A 17991-nucleotide genomic window follows, 5' to 3' on the forward strand; every position below is an offset into this window, starting at 1 on the left:
GCGCCGGCCCTTCGACTAAGAGGCTGAGCCCGCCGCGGTATCGCGCCGGGCTCAGCCTCTCGGGGTTTGGACTCAGGAATGGGCTTTCAGCACACTCTTGGGCAGGCGGTGGACGGTGACTGCTCCCACCGGACTGAAAGGATGGAGCGGATCCGGTGTCGAGGACCCGGTCGGACCGCCTAGCCGGGAGTCCCCGACGGCGCTCAGAACGGCGTAAGCGTCTTCCCGTTGCCAGCCATGGTCTTGGACGAGGAAGTGGAACATATCCTCGTAGCCGCGGGTGATGCTTTCCTGCACAGGGTCCCCTAGGCCAACGAAGATCCAGTGCTCGCCGGTTTCAATTCTGGGCGCCCGAAGATTCATCGCCTTGGCGAGTTCGATGCTCACGACGGCTGTTCCCTCAGCCTCAATTGCCACGAAGGAAGACTCCCCCTCCGCCATCAGGGCATGAATATCTCCGATAGAGAGGTAAGCGCCCTCCACCATGACGGGAAGGTAGACCTTCGAGCCCGGCCGGCAGCCAGTCAGGTCCATATTGCCGCCCCCCGCGAAGCTCGGCATGACGGTTGAATTCTCCCCCTCGGCCGGTGCCGTGCCGATACAGCCGATCATGGGCTGGGCATCGAAGATGTGGCGGTCGGTCACGTGCACGCCGTCTGCATCGATAGGGATCCGGCGGGTGAACATCTCCTCGCCCATCACGTGGCGCAGCGCTCCCGTTCCCGGCAGGCTAACGGACCAGCCGAATTCTTTGAGCAGGATCTCGTGAATCGTGACGACCAGGGCATCGCCAGGCTCGGCTCCGTCCACGAAAACCGGTCCCGTGACCGGGTTGATGCCCACGGAAAGTTGGTCCAGGTCGTGATGCTCGTGCAATTCCGCGTACACGGCGTCGTTCGTCTCGAAGGCGATCCGCTCGCCGGTCCCTGGAGCGATCCGAAGCGCGGGCTCCTCGTGTGCGGAGAAAGAGAATTTCCCGTTGGATTTGTCGAGGAAATGATCAGCGGTTACGGTCACGGCTGGGATTCCTTTCCGCTCATGACGAGCTCTGGATCATCGCTGCTGCCGTCCGACAAGTCCGGCGTCCGGCCGGTGAATTTGTAGTAGGAGAAGACAGCAGCGCCCACCACGAGCCAGATAGCGCCGCCGATTTTGGCCTCGGGAGCCGCGTTGAGCAGGACATAGCCAATGATCAGGAAGCCCAGGATGGGCACCGCAAGATGCAGGAGGTAGTTCTTCGACTTTTTGCGCACGACGTAGTGAACGATGACTGAGAGGTGCAGAAGCAGGAACCCAAACAATGCCCCGAAGTTCACAAGAGCGGAAATGACGTCGATCTGTCCTACGAAGAACAGGACTAGGATCGCCGAGATGGCGGACACCATAATGATGGCGTTCCGGGGTACCTGGCGGGAATCGATCCGGGACAGGAACTTGGGCAGCTGACGGTCTCGGCTCATTGAGTAGAGAAGCCGCGAGGTGGCGGCCTGCGCCGCCATGGCGTTTGCGACGCCGATCGCGAGCACGTTGACGACAAAGAAGGCCGTCATCCAGCCGCTGTTGGAGGCAGCCTCAACGATGGTGAAGAAGGCGTTGCCCACCTCGTCGTCGTTGAATGAGGGGCGGCCTGCCGCCAGGGCGCTGGCCAGCCAAGTCTGCACGATGAACAGGAATGCCACGAGGAACAGTGCCAGAACCATTGCGCGGCCAGCCGCATTGCGGCCGCCGGTAGCCTCCTCCGACATGGTCGAGATGCCGTCAAATCCGAGGAAGCTCAACACTGCGATAGACAGTGCCGAGGCGATCAGCGGGCCCGTGACCTTACTCGCGTCCCAGATCGGGTTCATTGTCAGCTCGGCCCCGGGGACGGTGTGTCCGGCCAGGGCATTGACCGCGATGACGATGAAGATCACGACAAAGATGAGTTCGATCGCAAGGAAGATGCGGTTCATCCGCTTGATGGAGCTGATGCCAAGCAGGTTGACTACGGTGTTGACCGCCACAAAGATCAGCGCCCACAGCCAGCGCGGCGAATCGGGGAAGATCCCCACCATCGACTCGGCGGCGAATACGTACAGCAGCGTCGGGACCAGAAGATAGTCCAGCAGGATTGCCCAGCCCGCGAAGAACCCGGCCGTGGGATGGATTCCGCGTCCTACGTAAGAGAACACAGAGCCGGCGAGCGGGATGGACTTTGCCATTTGCTGATAAGCGAGGGCGGTAAAGATCATAGCGACAAGGCCGATCACGTATACGAGCGGGACCATCCCTCCCGCCGCGTTGTAGACGACGCCGAAGATCGCCCACGGAGCGATCGGCACCATGAAGACGAGTCCGTAGACCAGTAGATCCGTGGTGGAAACCGATCGTTTGAGTTCCTGTTTGTAGCCGAAGGCTTCGAGCTGCTGTTGGGCGCTGAGTTCAGGGGGGCTTGATGAGTTTGCCATCGAGTTCTTTCTGGGAGTGAGGTGGTTGTGGTGGTCCTAGACAAGGGTGTGGTGGTCGTGGCGGGCTAGGTGGGCTGCGATGACGGCCCGGAAAGCCTCGGGTTGTTCGAGGTGTGAGCAGTGGCTTGCCCCGGCGAAGACGTGGCTGGTGACATCTGGAATATTGGCGATGAAAGGTGCCCAGGTAGCAGGGGTTGCTTCGTCATGTTCACCGGCTACCACCAGCGTCGGGGCGGTGACCCGCTCCAACCGGTCGACGATGCTCCAGTTGCGCAGTGTTCCGATGACGTGGAACTCGTTGGGGCCGTTCATTGTGTGGTAGACCGTCGGTTCGGCTTCCATCTGAGCCACGCTCTCCTCGAAATCTGCTGGGAAAGGCGTGGTGCGGCAAACATGGCGCTCGTAGAAGGCCATGGTGGCAGCAGCGTACGCAGGGGAAGTTACCGTGCCCGCGTTCTCGTGGAACGTCAGCGCATCTTGGACATCTCGGGGCAGCCGCTCCCTGAGATCTGTGGCGGCGTCCGCCCACAGCCCCATTGAAGCGGGGGAGTTGCAGATGGATAGGCTCGCCAAACCTGGCGGCTGTCGCACGGCGATTTCCGCGCCCAGCATGCCACCCCAGGACTGCCCGAGAAGATGGAAGTCCTCGATCTGGAAGTGCGCAAGGAGGCTGAGGAACTCATCGACAAACAGCTGCGGAACCCAGAAATCCGCCGGGGCATCGGGTAAATGCGAGCTATTTCCACAGCCCAACTGGTCGTAAAGGATGACAGTGCGGCCGGTTTCCGTCAGGGCCGCCAGGTTCTGCAGGTAGTTATGAGCCATGCCCGGTCCGCCGTGAAGCACGATAAGCGGGAGAGCTCCAGCTAGGGGGAGATCCGGGGTGAAGATCGCCACCCAGGTCTCCCACTGGCGGAAGGGGACTCTATGTGTTGTGAGGGTTGTCACGCAAAATCCTTTGGTCGGGCGTGAGCATCATCCTTGCGCACTAATGGTCCAATTCCAAGACCTTTTACAAATATGTATAAGTTGGTGCCATGGGCAAGAGCAAAGATGACGGGCCCGAAGGGTCGCTGGACATGCCTCTGGCCGCGATGTCCCGGGCCGATGAAATCACCGACCGGCTAATCACGGCGATTGCGGTAGGCGAATATTTGCCGGGCGCCCGCTTGCCGTCGGAACGCGACCTGGCAAAGTCCTTGCATGTGGGACGGATGACGGTCCGAGCCGCCATTGGCCGTCTCGTCGACCAAGGCTTGCTATCGACACAGCGGGGCCGTGCAGGTGGCTCGTTCGTCCGGGAACAATGGACAGCGGCGTCCAACGCGTCAGTGCAAAGGACTCTCTCGTCCCGCTGGGAATCGCTGCGCGACACCTGCGAGGCCATGGTCCACCTTCACGGCACGATCGCCCGGGCCGCGGCAGAGAACCGGACCGACGCTGACGCTGCTGTGCTCAGGGAGCGGCTGGAAGCCTACCGGGGGGCCGAATCGGGCACCGCCTCCCAAAAGGCCGACGCGAGGCTCCACACGGCTATCGCGGAAGCGTCACACAACCTGACTCTCAAACGCATTCTCCTAGAGCTCGAAGCGCAGATCGGGCTCGCGGCGCCAGCCCATCTCTGGGGTTTCCCTGAGGGCATGCGCGAAATGGAGCTCCGCGCGTTAGCCGATCATGAGCGGCTCGTTGAGGCTATTTGCGCGCAGCGCCAAGCCGAGGCGGCAGCCATAGGGTTAGCGCATGCCCGGATCGACATCGAGTTGCTGGAAGCGGCGCTGAACAGAGCTGGCTCGAACTAGGCGCTGTCCACACTCAGCGCCCGTGACTCACCACGGTCGCGGACGACGACGGCGGCCGTCACCTGCCGCCGTCGTCCGCGCCGGCCTACTAGGCTGGCAACTATGCCGAAGAAAATTACTGTCAGCCTGCCGGACGCAACACTGCGTGAATATCTCCAGCCCCACCCGGATGTCACCGTCCTCGAGTGGGACCTGTCCGGCGAAGCACCGCAGCCGAGCATCGACATCGTCGTACCGCCCTACATGGGCGGCTGGTCCGCGCTGCGCGGGCTGGAGGGCGTGGAGACCGGGCTGGTGCAGAGCCAGTCGATCGGCTACGACGGCGTCGAAGAGGTGCTGCCCGCGGGCCGCGTTTTCGCGAATGCCGCGGGCGTCCACGAGGCGTCCACCGCCGAACTGACCCTGGCCCTGATTCTGGCCAGCCAGCGTGAATTCCCCCGAATGCTGAAAAACCAGCAGGAGGGCCGCTGGGAGAGCCGTCCCACCGCAAGCCTTGCGGACCGGCGCGTGATGATTGTCGGCTACGGCGGCGTCGGCAAGGCGATCGAGGACCGGCTGCTGGCCTTCGAAACCACCGTGACCCGGGTGGCCAGCAAGGCGCGGTCCGATGCGCGCGGCCAGATCCACGGCATCGACGAACTGCACAGCCTGCTGCCGGAGCACGACATCGTGGTGGTGGTGGTTCCGCTCAGCGACTCCACCCGCCACCTGATCGACGACGCCTTCCTCGCCGCCATGCCCGACGGCGCGCTGCTGGTCAACGTCGCCCGCGGGCCGGTCGCGGACACCGAAGCCCTGGTGAAGCACACCGCCTCCGGCCGGATCCGCGCCGCCCTGGACGTCACCGACCCCGAACCGCTGCCGCAGGACCACCCGCTGTGGGCGACTCCCGGCGTCATCATCAGCCCGCACATCGGCGGCGCCACCTCGGCCATGCGCCCGCGGATGGGCAAGCTCCTGCAGCGCCAGATCGAGCTCATGCTCGCGGACGAACCGCCGGCGAACGTGGTGATCGGCGGGTAGCTCAGCGCGGGGCCGCTATTCGGGCTTCCCGGTTCTTTGGGCGAGCTGTTGTACCTGCCCTTGATGCACTTCGGCCAGCCATTCCAAGGGAGCCGACGGACCGAGCCGCGGGTCATCGGGCTCTTCGCCGTTCCGCAACGCCGCCACATACGCCCGGTCCTGCCGGAGTCGCGCCCGCAGCTGCTCGGCTCCCCCGACTGAGCCGTGGCCGGGGACGACGGCGGCGACGTCGCCGGCGATGCCCTCGAAGAGCGTCAGGGCGGCGAGGTAGTCACCGATCGGATCCGCGGCCCTCAGATCGAGGAACGGCATCTGGATGTCGGAAAGCATGTCCCCGGCGACAAGGAGGCCGCGATCCTCGATCAGCAGCGCGGCGTGGCCCGCGGCGTGGGCCCGATGCTCGATGATCCGGACTTTGGGGCCGTCCCAGGGAAGCTGCGCGGCGTCGGCAGGCAGGCCGGTGACAAGGCCCAGAAGTTCCATTGGGATCTCCCCGGCGAACTCCGGCGGCAGCACGCCGGCTACGCGGTCCTTCCAGCCCGGCTGCGACAGCAGCTCCTGGATCGGTGCCGCGCAGCGGGCCGAGGCGTACCGTGGCACGTCGCCGAAGTCCGGGTGCCAGAGCACGTGGTCCCAATGCGGATGCGTCGAAAAGCCTGCCACGACGGGCTGGTCCAACGCGCGAAGGTCGTTCGCGAGGTCCGCCATTTCGCCGCGCGTTATCCCGGGGTCGATGAGCAGCACCCCGGCCCGGCCCTGAACGATGACGGAGTTGCTCTGCAGGAACTCGCTCTGGTGAACCCAAACGCCCTCGGCGACTTGCTTCAACACGGCATGCCTTCCGCTCGTGGTAGCTCCTGCTTCTCGAGACGGTATTCCGGGCGGGAGTGGAGCGCAAGGACTACAGAGCAGAACGGTCAGGATCGGCGCTCCGGCGAGGATGAACGCGATCCAACGCCCGGACCGCGGGCTTCGCCGTTTAGCCAACTTGGTCGCTGACTTTCGAGCTCCGCGACGCTTAGGAATAGTTCGCGGTGATCGTCTTTGCTTCGCCGTTGAGTTGGATCTGACCGCCGTAGGGGATGATCCACTGTGGCCGGGTATGCCCGAACGGGACCCCGATGCAGACGACGGCGTCCGGGTTGTATCGTGCGATTTCGGCGGCGGCCACATCCCGCTGTGCCGCGCGCAACTGAGCCCGTTCGACGGCGGGCGGGATCTGCCCGTGGCTGCTGACGGGTGGCCTGGCGACCATCACGCCGTCGACTGCCTCCAAGACACCACGCTCGCCGAGCGCTCGAATCCACCGCTTAACCCAGTCTGCGGGAGCCAGCAGTTCGCTGGTTTCGAGGAGCAGGATGCTGCCCCGGAGTGCGTCGAGGGCGGGCAGCCTGTCGGCGATGGCCAGCTGGTCGAGGACTTCGATACAGCCGCCCCATGTGGGACCGGAGACGGTGCGTGCCGGACCCGTCCACGTCCAGGGTTCGGTGGGTTCGCGGTCGCCGTATTCGACGAGCGCCCGTGGCTCGAGCCAATCCGGCCCGAAGTCCTCTGATTCCCCCGGATCGGTGACCTCAAGTTCGCCTCCGGTGAGCAGCGCCGCGCGCAGGGAAGCGAGGTGGACGTCGTCCGCACCCGGCCCGGCGCCGAGGTGAACCTGGGTGGAACCGCCGTAATATGCGGGTATCCCAAGGGACCACAGCCAGTTGAGCAGATTGGTGTTGTCGCTGTAGCCGATGAAGATCTTCGGATCCGCTTCCGCCGCCGCGGCGTCCAGATGCGGCACGACCGTGATCTGGTCGTCGCCGCCGATGGTCGCGAGAATCGCACGGATGCCGGGATCGGCGAACGCCGCATTGATGTCCGCCGCCCGTTCCTCTGGACTGGACCCGAGTTTGCGGGTCGTTGGGAACTCCGCCGGTACCAGGCCAGTGGCCGCAATGAGGCGCCGCATGGCCTGCTCATGCACGGCAGGGGCGAATCCAGGCGCGGCAAAGGACGGCGAGAGGACCGCGACCCGATCGCCCGCGGTGAGCTTCGGAGTGGGCAAGTTCAACTGCGAATGTTCCATCCGCTCATCGAACCAGACTGCGCGCCCGTCCGGCGAACGGGCGCACTGGCCCGGCCCTCAGCTTTTCTTCAGCTCCTCGGCGAGCATCACGAGGATGCCGCTGGGGCCGCGGAGGTACGTGAGTTTGTAGACGTCCTTGTAGGTCGCCACACCGCGGAGCGGATAGCAGCCGTGCCGCGCGGCGATCTCCAGGGCTTGGTCGATGTCCGGGACGGAGAACGCGACCCGGTGCATGCCGATCTGGTTGGGACGGGTGGGCGCCGTCTCGATCGCCTCCGGGTGGATGTATTCAAAGAGCTCGAGGCGGCCACGGCCGTCCGTCGTTTCGAGCATGGCAATGTTGGCGTGATTGCCGTCAAGCCCGACGGCGGTGTCGGTCCATTCGCCGCTGACGGTGTCCCGCCCAACGACCGCCAGACCGAGGTCGGTGAAGAACGCGATCGCCTCGTCGAGGCTGCGCACGGCGATGCCGACGTTCTCAAGTCTGATGTTCATGCTCATCACGCTACCGAGCCGCCCCGGCAGAGATCCAGAGCCGACGGGCTATCCCTCATATAATTGAGCATGCCGATCACGCACCCAGACCAGGGCACCCCCGTCCAGCCGTCCGCCCCCAAACAGTACGGACGCGGGCTGTGAGCGGCGGCCTGGTCGCCCTGCTGGACGACATCGCAGCCCTGGCCAAGATTGCGGCCGCCTCGGTGGACGACGTCGCCGCCGGAGCAGCCAAAGCGGGGGCCAAGGCCGCGGGCGTGGTCATTGACGACGCCGCCGTCACCCCTCAGTACGTGTCCGGGGCGGACCCGTCCCGCGAACTGCCGATGATCAAGAAGATCTTCTGGGGCTCGCTGCGGAACAAACTCCTGATCATCCTGCCGGCGCTGCTGCTCATCAGCGCCTTCATCCCGGGCGTCATCCCGTTCATCCTCATGGCGGGCGGCACCTACCTCTGCTACGAGGGTGCCGAGAAGGTCTGGCACAAGCTCCGCGGACAGCACGACGCCGAGGAAGACACCCCGGCGGTCGACCGCGGGCCGGAGGCGGAGGCCAAGGTCACCAAGGGCGCCATCACCACCGACTTCATCCTTTCCTGCGAGATCATGGTCATCGCGATGAACGAGGTGGCGGCCGAATCCCTGTGGGTTCGGGCCTCCATCCTGGTCGCCGTGGCGATCGCGATCACGGCCGCCGTGTACGGCGCCGTCGCGCTCATCGTCAAGATGGACGACATCGGCCTGCACCTGACCACCAAGGAGTCGGCGGGCTCCCAGCGCTTCGGAGAGCTGCTCGTCAAGGGGATGCCGGCCGTGCTGACCACGATCACCGTCGTCGGGACGGGCGCCATGCTGTGGGTGGGCGGCCACATCATGCTGCAGGGCGCCCACGACCTCGGCTGGCACCTGCCCTATGATCTGGTCCACGCCCTCGAGCACCCTGTAGCTGGGATCCCGGTGGCGGGCGGCTTCCTTGCCTGGCTCGTGAACACCCTGTGCTCGGCCGTCCTGGGGCTCGTCTGGGGCCTCGTCGTGATGGCGGTCCTGCACCCGCTGCTCAAGGTGCTGCCGTTCGGCAAGAAGGAAAGCGGACACACGGACGACGACGTCCGCGCCGCCGTCGACGGCTGAGACACGCCCCCAATTCGCCCTGAGAGGAACCGGTTCCGCTCCCAGCCTCCGGACGTAAACTGGCGTTCGAATCACCGTGCGCGAACCGTGCGTGAACTAGGGACCGAGGAGACCGGATGCTCTGGAAACTGCTCGTCGAATACCTGAGGCCGCAGCGCCGGCTGCTGCTCGCCGTCGTCGTCTTCCAGCTGGCGGCGTCCATCGCCTCGCTGTACCTGCCCACCCTGAACGCGGACATCATCGACCAGGGTGTGGCGCGCGGGGACACGGACTACATCCTGCGCGTCGGCGGCGTGATGCTGATGGTCACCCTGCTGCAGATCGCCTGCACCATCGCCGCCGTCTACTTCGGCGCGAAGGCCGCGATGGCGCTGGGCCGGGACGTGCGCGGGGCGATCTTCACCCGAGTGGCGGAGTTCTCCGAGCAGGAGGTGACCCGGTTCGGTGCGCCCAGCCTGATCACCCGCTCCACCAACGACGTCCAGCAGGTCCAGCAGCTGGTGCTGATGTCCGCCACGCTGATGGTCACCGCGCCCATGCTGAGCATCGGCGGCGTCATCATGGCGGTGCGGCAGGACGTGCAGCTGTCCTGGCTGATCGCAGTCAGCGTGCCGGTGCTGCTCATCGCCGTGGGCCTGATCGTCACCCGGATGGTGCCGCTGTTCCGGCTGATGCAAACCCGGATCGACACGGTCAACCGGGTGCTGCGCGAACAGCTCACCGGCATCCGCGTGGTCCGCGCTTTCGTCCGCGAGGACATCGAGACCGCCCGCTTCGGCCGGGCCAACGAGGACGTCACGGACACCGCGCTGCGCGCCGGCCGGCTGATGGCGCTCGCGTTCCCCACCGTAATGCTGGTGCTCAACGTCTCCTCCGTGGCCGTGATCTGGTTCGGCGCGTTCCGGATCGAGGACGGCTCCATGCAGGTGGGCACCATGATCGCGTTCCTGAGCTACCTGATGCAGATCCTGATGTCCGTCATGATGGCCACCTTCATGGCGATCATGATCCCGCGCGCCGCCGTCTCCGCGGACCGGATCGGCGCGGTGCTGGGCACCGAATCCAGCGTCCGGCCGCCGGAGCACCCGGTCAGCCTCGCCGGTGCAGCCCGCGGCGAGCTGGAGATGCGCGACGTCGGGTTCGCCTACCCGGGTGCCGAGGCGCCGGTCCTCTCGGACGTGGACTTCACCGCCCGCGCCGGGCAGACGACGGCGATCATCGGCTCCACGGGGTCCGGGAAGACCACCCTGGTGAACCTGATGCCGCGGCTCTTCGACGCCACCTCCGGCTCGGTGCGGATCGATGGCGTGGACGTCCGGGAACTGCACCCGGACCTGCTCTGGGGGCACATCGGCCTGGTCCCGCAGAAGCCCTACCTGTTCTCCGGCACGGTCCGCAGCAACCTGCTCTACGGCAAGCCCGACGCCACCGAGGACGAGCTCTGGCGGGCGCTGTCCATCGCGCAGGCGGAGGACTTTGTCCGGGAGATGGAGGGCGGCCTGGACGCGCCCATCTCGCAGGGYGGCACCAACGTCTCTGGCGGGCAGCGGCAGCGGATCGCGATTGCCCGGGCGCTGGTGAAACGCCCCGAGCTCTATATCTTTGACGACTCGTTCTCCTCGCTGGACACCGCCACGGACGCCCGGCTCCGCCAGGCGCTCCGGCAGCACACTGCCGGCGCGACGCTGGTGATCATCGCCCAGCGGGTCTCCAGCATCGTGGACGCGGACCAGATTTTGGTGCTCGACGACGGCCGGATCGTCGCGCACGGCACGCACGAGGAGCTGTTGGAGACCTCGCCGACGTACAACGAGATCGTGAATTCCCAGCTCGCGGCGGAGGAGGCGGTATGAGCAAGGTCGAGTCCCGGACACCCGCTTCCGGCGCTGGGAGCGGAGCCGGCGCCGCCCAGGAGGCCCCGCTGCGGATCCCGCGCCCGCGCGGCGGCCCCGGCCACGGCGGCCCGTTCGCCGGGATGAACATCCCGGCGGAGAAGGCGATGAACTTCGGCCCGTCCGCGAAGCGGCTGCTGGGCGAACTCCGCCCCGAGCGGATCTGGCTGACGCTGGTACTGGCCCTCGCCGTCGTCAGCGTGACGCTGTCCGTGATCGGGCCGCGGCTGCTGGGCGAGGGCACCAACCTGATCTTCGCCGGCGTCGTGTCCAAACAGCTGCCCGCCGGGGTGAGCAAGGCCCAGCTGATCGCGCAGCTGCGGGCCGCGGGGGAGAACCAAAAGGCGGACATGCTCAGCGCCATGGCGCTGACGCCCGGGACCGGGATCGACTTCGCCGCGCTGTCCTCGGTGCTGCTGTGGGCGCTGGTGCTCTATGTGCTCGCCTCGGCGTTTATGTGGATGCAGGCATATATCCTCAACGGCGTGGTGCAGCGCACCGTGTACCGGCTGCGCGAGCGGATCGAGGCGAAAATCAACCGGCTGCCGCTGCGCTATTTCGACACCGTGCAGCGCGGCGAGCTGCTCAGTCGGGTGACCAACGATGTGGACAACATCTCCCAGAGCCTGCAGCAGTCCATCAGCCAGGCGGTGACCTCGGTGCTGACCGTGGCCGGGGTGCTGGTGATGATGGTGATCCTCTCGCCCACGCTGGCCATCATCGCCCTGGTGACCATTCCGCTGACCCTGGTGACGACGACGGTGATCGCCAAGCGCTCGCAGAAGCTGTTTGTGGCGCAGTGGAAGAACACCGGCGAACTGAACGGCCAGATCGAGGAGACCTACACCGGGCACGCACTGGTGAAGGTGTTCGGCCGGCAGCGCGAGGTGGAGGAGACGTTCCGGCAGAAGAACGTGGAGCTGTACCAGGCCAGCTTCGGCGCCCAGTTCATTTCCGGGCTGATCATGCCGGCCATGACGTTCATCGGGAACCTGGTCTATGTGGGGATCGCCGTGGTGGGCGGGCTGCAGGTGGCGTCCGGGGCGATGCAGCTGGGCGATGTGCAGGCGTTCATCCAGTACTCGCGGCAGTTCACCCAGCCGCTGGCCCAGCTGGGCTCGATGGCGAACCTGCTGCAGTCCGGCGTGGCGTCGGCGGAGCGGGTGTTCGAGCTGCTGGACACCGAGGAGCAGTCGCCTGACCCGGTGCCGTCCGTGGCTCCTTCTGGGGGCCGGGGGCGGCTGGTGTTCGAGGACGTGTCCTTTGCCTACTCGCCGGACAAGCCGCTGATTTCCAAGCTGAGCCTGGTGGCGGAGCCGGGGCAGACGGTGGCGATTGTGGGCCCGACCGGGGCGGGCAAGACCACGCTGGTGAACCTGATGATGCGCTTCTACGAACTCGACGCCGGGCGGATCACGCTGGACGGCGTGGACGTCGCCGCGATGTCCCGGCACGCGCTGCGCTCGCGGATGGGGATGGTGCTGCAGGATACGTGGCTGTTCGGCGGGACCATCCGGGACAACATCGCCTACGGCCGGCCGGATGCTTCGGAGGCGGAGATCCTGGAGGCGGCGAAGGCGACGTACGTGGACCGGTTTGTGAAGTCCCTGCCGCAGGGCTACGACACCGTGCTCGACGACGAGGGCGCCAACGTCTCGGCGGGGGAGAAGCAGCTCCTGACGATTGCCCGGGCGTTCCTGGCCCGGCCCTCGGTGCTGATCCTGGACGAGGCGACGTCCTCCGTGGACACCCGCACCGAGGTACTGGTGCAGAAGGCCATGAGCGCGCTGCGGTCCGACCGGACCTCGTTCGTCATCGCGCACCGGCTCTCCACCATCCGCGACGCCGACCTCATCCTGGTGATGGAAGCCGGCCAGATCGTGGAACAGGGGACACACGCGTCACTGCTGGAGGCCGGCGGGGCGTACGCCGCGCTGTACGCGGCGCAGTTCGCGGCTCCGGTGGCTGAGGTTTGAGGGGGCGCTCTCCCTTGGCCGCTAGGCGGAGCCCACGAGCGGACAACCCGCGTGCTTCAATACGGGCCCGCGTCCTAAGGTTCAGCCTCGCGGCCGTTTAGGAGCCGATTCTCGGCGTAATGTGTGACGGCCAACGCTTCCAAAGTCAGCGTGTCTGCTATCCGTCAAACCTCGGGCCCCGATAATCTGCCATGTGCCGCTCAAAGCAACTGGATCTCAGGTGCTGCATCAAGGGGCATCCAATATTCGAAGCGGTCCCTATCCGCTCTCCTGCCAGAAAGATTCTGTTGAAAAGATCGCTCGGACTTACCCTCATGCTGACACTGGCCCTAGCCGGGTGCAGCTCAAGCACCCAGGCAGCGGAGCCTTCGGTGTCGAGCGCCCCCTCCGAGGCACCTACCCCGACGGAGACCACCAGCACTGTCTCAGAAGTGGCCAGCGCCGTAGCTGAAATCCGTCCTCAGCTCACGGAGAACTTCGATGACTTCCGGACAAACCGATGCTCTGGCGTGCTCAGCAGCAGGCAGGCGGGAATAGACGCTGCTACGTGCGTGAGTAGCAAAATCGCCCTTGGTTCCTATGCGAAGGCCCTCAACATCACGCTCGAATCTCTGAAGCCATGGCCAAGCGAGATAGAGTCGCTCACTCAGCAAACCACCGAGCGCTTGAGGACCGTCGCGTCTGCATCAGAAGTAGACGACCCTGGAATGTTCGACACCGCCGCGCTGTTGCTCAACAGCAAGCTGCAAGGATGGGACCCATACCTCTAGTCAGCTTCCAGAGTGGCTCGGCTGCGACGGCCCGGTGGGGCGCCGCATACATCGCATCCCGATCCCGGCCCGAGGGTTCTGCGTTTCAACGCAGTCACCCTCGGCCTCTCCTACCAACATCGAGGCCAACTAGGGATCCCGAACCGCGGTGAAGAAACCGGCCCGATCTTGCACGCCACAGTCTCTTCGCTAGCCACCACCGCTCAGGTCGCTGCCTCCGTGACATGCCTGCTCCGCGACGGCGACAACGGCGCCATTCTCGCGTCCGACGGCGGCTGGCCGCGGTTACATCGGGCGGAGCAACCGCACCGCCGTTGAAGGCGTTTCTGTCTGCGTGTGCTGCTACCGTACGAGAAACAATCACGTGACTATTGGGGGAACCATGTCTGACTTGTCATCCGGCCCTGCGCAAGAACCTGAGAAACCGAAGAAGAAGCCCGTCGGCTTCGCGAGGCATATCGCTTTAGCCTCCACTTGCCTCATCGTCATGGCCATCCTTCCGACTCAGGCGTTCCTAGCCAGTCTGATCCTGGCGGGTGGTGTGCTGTGGGTCTTGCTTGACATCTTGAAGCAGTACAAGAAATCCTTCGGAGCTCCAGCTGAAGGGTTCGGGATAAGTGCCGAGAAAACTTACCGAACGGGCATCGGCGCCCCGCCACTGCCAGCGAACGGACTGAAGCAGTACGCGGATGAGGTGTACCTGGCCAATGTTCAGATGCTCGCCGATCTGCAGAGGTTTGGGGACATGGATACGTTGGACAAGGAACGCCATGTCGCCGAATTGGCGGGCAACATTGCCACGGCGGAGCGGGAGCTTGCTGCGGCGAAAGCCGAGCTCGTGGCGGTCCGAAGCGAAGTCCTTGATGTCCGGCAGGTCGCCGACCGGCACAACATCGGGTTCTACGACTACGAGCATCCCGCTGAGACCTCGGTGAAGCTCGCCGATGAGCTGGCGGCTGTCCGCGCCCGCATCAAAGACAAGCTGCGTGAGAAGACCGCGGTCACCACAGTCTCCGGGTTCACCTTCAACGGTTCCACGAAGGAAGGATCCAAGTTCGTCCGAGACCTTTCCGCGCTGTTGCTGCGCGCCTACAACGCCGAGGCCGAGAACTGCGTTAAGACGGTGAAAGCCGGGAACCTACATACCGCCTCGGCCCGTCTTGAGAAGGCACGTGAGCAGATCGCTAAGCGTGGCACCATGATCGGCCTTCAAATCACTAACGCCTTCCACGCTCTCCGCGAGAAGGAGCTCGAGCTCGCTGCCCGGCACTTGGAGGCCGTAGCCATTCAGAAGCAACTCGAGGCGGAAGCCCGAGCTGAAGCACGTGAGGCGGTCAAAGCCCAGCGCGAATGGGAAGCGCTTAAGGCCAAACAGAAGAAGGAAGTCGATCACTACGCCAATGTGCTTCTCCAGCTCCAGGCATCCGGAGACCTTGAGGGCGTACAGCGCGTACAGGAACAGCTGGACGAAGCCGAGGCGAAGCTTGCCGACGCCGAAGACAACGCTCTGAACACCCGTGCCGGGTACGTGTACGTTATCTCCAACCTGGGAGCCTTCGGGGACGGAGTGGTGAAGATCGGCATGACGCGCCGTCTCAACCCCATGGATCGTGTGCGCGAACTCGGAGATGCTTCCGTTCCGTTCCTCTTTGACGTGCACGCACTCTTCTTCTCAAAGGACGCGGTGGGCATCGAAACCATGCTCCACCAGCACTTCTCTGGCCGGCGGGTGAACCTAGTCAACTTGCGTCGCGAGTACTTCTACGCGACTCCGGCGGCGGTCAAGGAAGCCCTAGTGGAGCATCACGTCGAACTCGTCGAATATCAGGAAAACGCCCCGGCCGAGGAGTTCACCGCTTCTAAAGACTTGCGCGGTGCTAGAGAGCTCGCCGCCGCCAGTGTTTAGGAAATCGCAGGACTCGGACTGCGCCCTGAGTCGTCGGGCCACGCGGAATAGGCCGAGTCTGTCCGCCGACGCATCGGACGGAGTTACTCGGATGCTCGGATTATTTACCTTTGCAGCTGGAAAGTGCATCTGGCGGCCGTGACGATCCTGCAGTTGGAGCGTTCGCCTATACATAAAAGGGCGGGCGAAGGAGCAAAATTTCCCCGGCTGCCGAGGTAGGCCTCGGGACACACTCAGTTTCTCAATACACACATATGTATTTCTAACTACCCAAGAGGGATCGCACTTGACGGAAACAACAGAACGACGGTCCTCTAGGGAGGTTCGCGATTTCGCGGTTAGGGACCTGTCCGGCCCCGCTTCAGCTAGAAGGCTACTGTCCTGGGTAGCTTCTACGCCACTCGAGCAATCAATAGGCTTGGACTTCGAGCATACAGACAAGGTCTATCCCAACGGGGCTGTTCCTTTTGCTTGTGCGCTAGATTTTCTTAAGGAACGAGGACATACCTTCCACATTGGCAAAGTGGGGCATGAACGTTCTCTTGCGCACGTTCTCAACCCTATGAACGTTGCTGATGACCCCGACCACACAGCGCAACTCACGGACGTTGTTTGGAAATACCGGAATGAGAAGGAAGCGGGCGAGCTCACCCGGCGTTTCATGGGTTCCCTCCTGGATCGAATGCCCTGCGAAGAGGGCGTATTCGACACTTTGAACTGGTGTATTTATGAAGTTCTCGACAATGTATTTCAACATAGCCAAGCTTCGTGCGGTTACGTGATGATGCAGCTCCATACAGTCACCAGGCAGTGCGTGATTTCAGTGAGTGATTCGGGAATCGGTATACACCGCGCCATGGGAATGGGGGCAAAAGCAGGTAGATTTTCCTACGACTCCATCAAGACCGCAGATCAGGCAATTGGGCTGGCAGTCCAGCAGGGAATCACGAGTAAGGGCAGTCAAAACCAAGGAAACGGACTATTCGGTCTCAGCCGGTCTGTCGACCTCAATGGTGGTTCGCTCAGTATCCACTCTGGCAAAGGCACTTGGACCTTCAGGGAGCATGCCGTTGCCACGGCTGTCTCCGACGCTCATCGGCCGCTTTTGGACTTGGAATCTCACCACGGCACAACTGTGGATTGGCAGCTTAACTGCGAAACCAAAGTAAGTATCGGTGAGGTTTTGGGTTCTCGATTTTCATCCAGTGACCTTCTTGAATCCATCGAGACGGTTGACGGTTACTACGAACTCGATGCCGCCGAGCTTGAGAGCTCTATCGGCTCGAGGAAAGAGGGCAGCGAAATCCGGACACGAATCATGAACTACTTAAGTGCAGGTGTCCCCCAGATTGTTCTGAACATGACGCATCTCGACACGATTTCCTCAAGTTTCGCGGATGAGGTTCTGGGCAGACTTGCCGTGCAACTCGGGGAGACTGAGTTCGCCAACCGGATAGCGATCCTCGGTGCAAGCACGACAAATCGTCAAATCATTGCTCGGGCGGTCGAGCTTCGAATTGAAACCGAGGGGGCGAAGAGCGACTAGCGACGGACGTCAGCTATGTATCGTCCGGGTCGCGCCGCCGCTCTCATGCGCCTCGCCCCGCCGTTGTGTCTTCAACGCTGGCTGTGGGTCGCGAACCATGACCAATGTCGTCAGGTGCGTTCTGAAGTTTTTCTGACGAAGTTGTAGGCAGCGTCCGGTCGAGCGGCTGGGCTTCAGAACGTCATGGTCTCCGAGCGCACATCGCAAAATCGTGGGCGCCGTGCTTACACGAGCGGCCACGGGTAGCGCATTCCCGTGCGGTCCACTGGCAGCACCCCCGCGACTAGCAAGCGCTGGACGCGGCGCTGCAGGGCGGTGACCTCATCGTCGTCGAGCAGTTCCGCCAGTTCGGCGGGGACGAACTCGGCGAGCGGGGCGATGTCCTCCAGCAGGGCACCGGGGATAGGGTCGCCGGCGAAGTCCCAGATCACGGTGCGCAGCTTGAACGCTGCCGAGAAGCAGAGCCCGTGGTCGATGCCCCAGATTCGGCCATCGTCGCCGCGCAGCACGTGGCCGCTTTTGCGGTCCGTGTTGTTGGCGACGTAGTCGAACAGCGCGATGCGGGCCAGCTCGCGGTGGGTCTCGGGGGCGCCTTCGAACAGGGTGAAGTAGTGCTCCTGGAAGTCGCAGTCGATGAACCACTGCAGCGACCCGACGCCCAGGGGTGCGTCCTCCCGAATGACGGTGAAGGGCACTAAGCCCCAGCCCAGCGATTCGCTGAGCAGGTAGGCGGCAAGTTCGCGCTTATAGAGGCCAGGTTCGAAGTCGGACAACGGCCTTTCTCCGGCTTCCGGTTTGTAGACCGCGTACCCGATGTCCTCGCCGCAGGTGACCTGGACTAGGAACGTCTGGTTGCTGCTGCGCGGGATGAGGCCCAGCAGTTCGATGCTGCCCTCGGTGAGCAGTCTCAGCTCCCGGCCGGACACCGACTGCCCC

15 protein-coding genes are annotated in these 17991 nt (G+C 64.1%); 8 read left to right on the forward strand and 7 right to left on the reverse strand.

All coding sequences use genetic code 11. From position 1 onward, the window contains the following. Positions 1-72: 72 nt before the first annotated feature. The 3 genes from AC1DGE_RS03905 to AC1DGE_RS03915 are packed head-to-tail and all read right to left on the reverse strand — an operon-like array spanning position 73 to position 3344. The gene (locus AC1DGE_RS03905; RefSeq protein WP_476891942.1) at positions 73-1017 is read right to left on the reverse strand and encodes an acetamidase/formamidase family protein; all 945 of its coding nucleotides are present in this window, start codon (positions 1015-1017) and stop codon (positions 73-75) included. Then, on the reverse strand, positions 1014-2447 hold the full coding sequence (locus AC1DGE_RS03910; RefSeq protein WP_476916949.1) for an APC family permease: 1434 nt from the start codon (positions 2445-2447) through the stop codon (positions 1014-1016). Before AC1DGE_RS03910 ends, AC1DGE_RS03905 begins: the two co-directional genes overlap by 4 nt. A gap of 36 nt (positions 2448-2483) precedes the next feature. After that, complete coding sequence (locus tag AC1DGE_RS03915; RefSeq protein ID WP_476891944.1) at positions 2484-3344, reverse strand: proline iminopeptidase-family hydrolase; 861 nt, start codon at positions 3342-3344, stop codon at positions 2484-2486. Positions 3345-3484: 140 nt separating this feature from the next. On the opposite strand from AC1DGE_RS03915, the gene AC1DGE_RS03920 reads away from it, so the two are divergent. Together AC1DGE_RS03920 and AC1DGE_RS03925 are read left to right on the forward strand one after the other, a co-directional pair. After that, on the forward strand, positions 3485-4246 hold the full coding sequence (locus tag AC1DGE_RS03920; protein ID WP_476891945.1) for a FadR/GntR family transcriptional regulator: 762 nt from the start codon (positions 3485-3487) through the stop codon (positions 4244-4246). A gap of 102 nt (positions 4247-4348) precedes the next feature. Then, positions 4349-5269 carry a 2-hydroxyacid dehydrogenase gene (locus AC1DGE_RS03925; protein WP_476916950.1) on the forward strand — a complete coding sequence of 307 codons (921 nt, stop codon included), beginning with the start codon at positions 4349-4351 and terminating at the stop codon, positions 5267-5269. Between the two features lie 15 nt (positions 5270-5284). On the opposite strand, the gene AC1DGE_RS03930 is transcribed toward AC1DGE_RS03925, so the two are convergent. From AC1DGE_RS03930 to AC1DGE_RS03940, 3 genes are all read right to left on the reverse strand, one after another. Further along, the gene (locus AC1DGE_RS03930) at positions 5285-6100 is read right to left on the reverse strand and encodes an MBL fold metallo-hydrolase (RefSeq protein WP_476916951.1); all 816 of its coding nucleotides are present in this window, start codon (positions 6098-6100) and stop codon (positions 5285-5287) included. A gap of 187 nt (positions 6101-6287) precedes the next feature. After that, positions 6288-7340 carry a S66 family peptidase gene (locus AC1DGE_RS03935; RefSeq protein ID WP_476916952.1) on the reverse strand — a complete coding sequence of 351 codons (1053 nt, stop codon included), beginning with the start codon at positions 7338-7340 and terminating at the stop codon, positions 6288-6290. Between the two features lie 57 nt (positions 7341-7397). Further along, on the reverse strand, positions 7398-7835 hold the full coding sequence (locus AC1DGE_RS03940) for a VOC family protein (RefSeq protein ID WP_476916953.1): 438 nt from the start codon (positions 7833-7835) through the stop codon (positions 7398-7400). Positions 7836-7975: 140 nt separating this feature from the next. On the opposite strand from AC1DGE_RS03940, the gene AC1DGE_RS03945 reads away from it, so the two are divergent. From AC1DGE_RS03945 to AC1DGE_RS03970, 6 genes are all read left to right on the forward strand, one after another. Further along, the gene (locus AC1DGE_RS03945; protein ID WP_476916954.1) at positions 7976-8965 is read left to right on the forward strand and encodes a DUF808 domain-containing protein; all 990 of its coding nucleotides are present in this window, start codon (positions 7976-7978) and stop codon (positions 8963-8965) included. Positions 8966-9081: 116 nt separating this feature from the next. Further along, entirely contained in the window at positions 9082-10818 is a 1737-nt protein-coding gene (locus tag AC1DGE_RS03950; protein ID WP_476916955.1) for an ABC transporter ATP-binding protein, read from the forward strand. After that, positions 10815-12833, forward strand: coding sequence for an ABC transporter ATP-binding protein (locus AC1DGE_RS03955; RefSeq protein ID WP_441416678.1), 2019 nt, complete (start codon positions 10815-10817; stop codon positions 12831-12833). The genes AC1DGE_RS03950 and AC1DGE_RS03955 overlap by 4 nt, the downstream gene beginning before the upstream one ends. A gap of 551 nt (positions 12834-13384) precedes the next feature. After that, positions 13385-13603 carry a hypothetical protein gene (locus tag AC1DGE_RS03960; RefSeq protein WP_441416679.1) on the forward strand — a complete coding sequence of 73 codons (219 nt, stop codon included), beginning with the start codon at positions 13385-13387 and terminating at the stop codon, positions 13601-13603. Positions 13604-13985: 382 nt separating this feature from the next. Continuing rightward, on the forward strand, positions 13986-15509 hold the full coding sequence (locus AC1DGE_RS03965; protein ID WP_441416680.1) for an SNIPE associated domain-containing protein: 1524 nt from the start codon (positions 13986-13988) through the stop codon (positions 15507-15509). Between the two features lie 418 nt (positions 15510-15927). Further along, entirely contained in the window at positions 15928-17055 is a 1128-nt protein-coding gene (locus AC1DGE_RS03970) for an ATP-binding protein (RefSeq protein ID WP_476891951.1), read from the forward strand. 224 nt (positions 17056-17279) lie between these two features. Here the strand turns inward: AC1DGE_RS03970 and AC1DGE_RS03975 are convergent, their stop codons facing one another. Then, positions 17280-17981 carry an SCO1664 family protein gene (locus AC1DGE_RS03975; protein ID WP_441416682.1) on the reverse strand — a complete coding sequence of 234 codons (702 nt, stop codon included), beginning with the start codon at positions 17979-17981 and terminating at the stop codon, positions 17280-17282. Positions 17982-17991 lie beyond the last annotated feature (10 nt).

Source organism: Arthrobacter sp. 05N425, from assembly GCF_056397125.1.

Bases quoted from the DNA above. Each gene is read 5' to 3' on its own strand.
- AC1DGE_RS03920 (WP_476891945.1), top strand. From the start codon at position 3,485: ATGGGCAAGAGCAAAGATGACGGGCCCGAAGGGTCGCTGGACATGCCT.
- AC1DGE_RS03965 (WP_441416680.1), top strand. From the start codon at position 13,986: ATGTCTGACTTGTCATCCGGCCCTGCGCAAGAACCTGAGAAACCGAAG.
- AC1DGE_RS03935 (WP_476916952.1), bottom strand. From the start codon at position 7,340: ATGGAACATTCGCAGTTGAACTTGCCCACTCCGAAGCTCACCGCGGGC.
- AC1DGE_RS03910 (WP_476916949.1), bottom strand. From the start codon at position 2,447: ATGGCAAACTCATCAAGCCCCCCTGAACTCAGCGCCCAACAGCAGCTC.
- AC1DGE_RS03940 (WP_476916953.1), bottom strand. From the start codon at position 7,835: ATGAACATCAGACTTGAGAACGTCGGCATCGCCGTGCGCAGCCTCGAC.
- AC1DGE_RS03955 (WP_441416678.1), top strand. From the start codon at position 10,815: ATGAGCAAGGTCGAGTCCCGGACACCCGCTTCCGGCGCTGGGAGCGGA.
- AC1DGE_RS03925 (WP_476916950.1), top strand. From the start codon at position 4,349: ATGCCGAAGAAAATTACTGTCAGCCTGCCGGACGCAACACTGCGTGAA.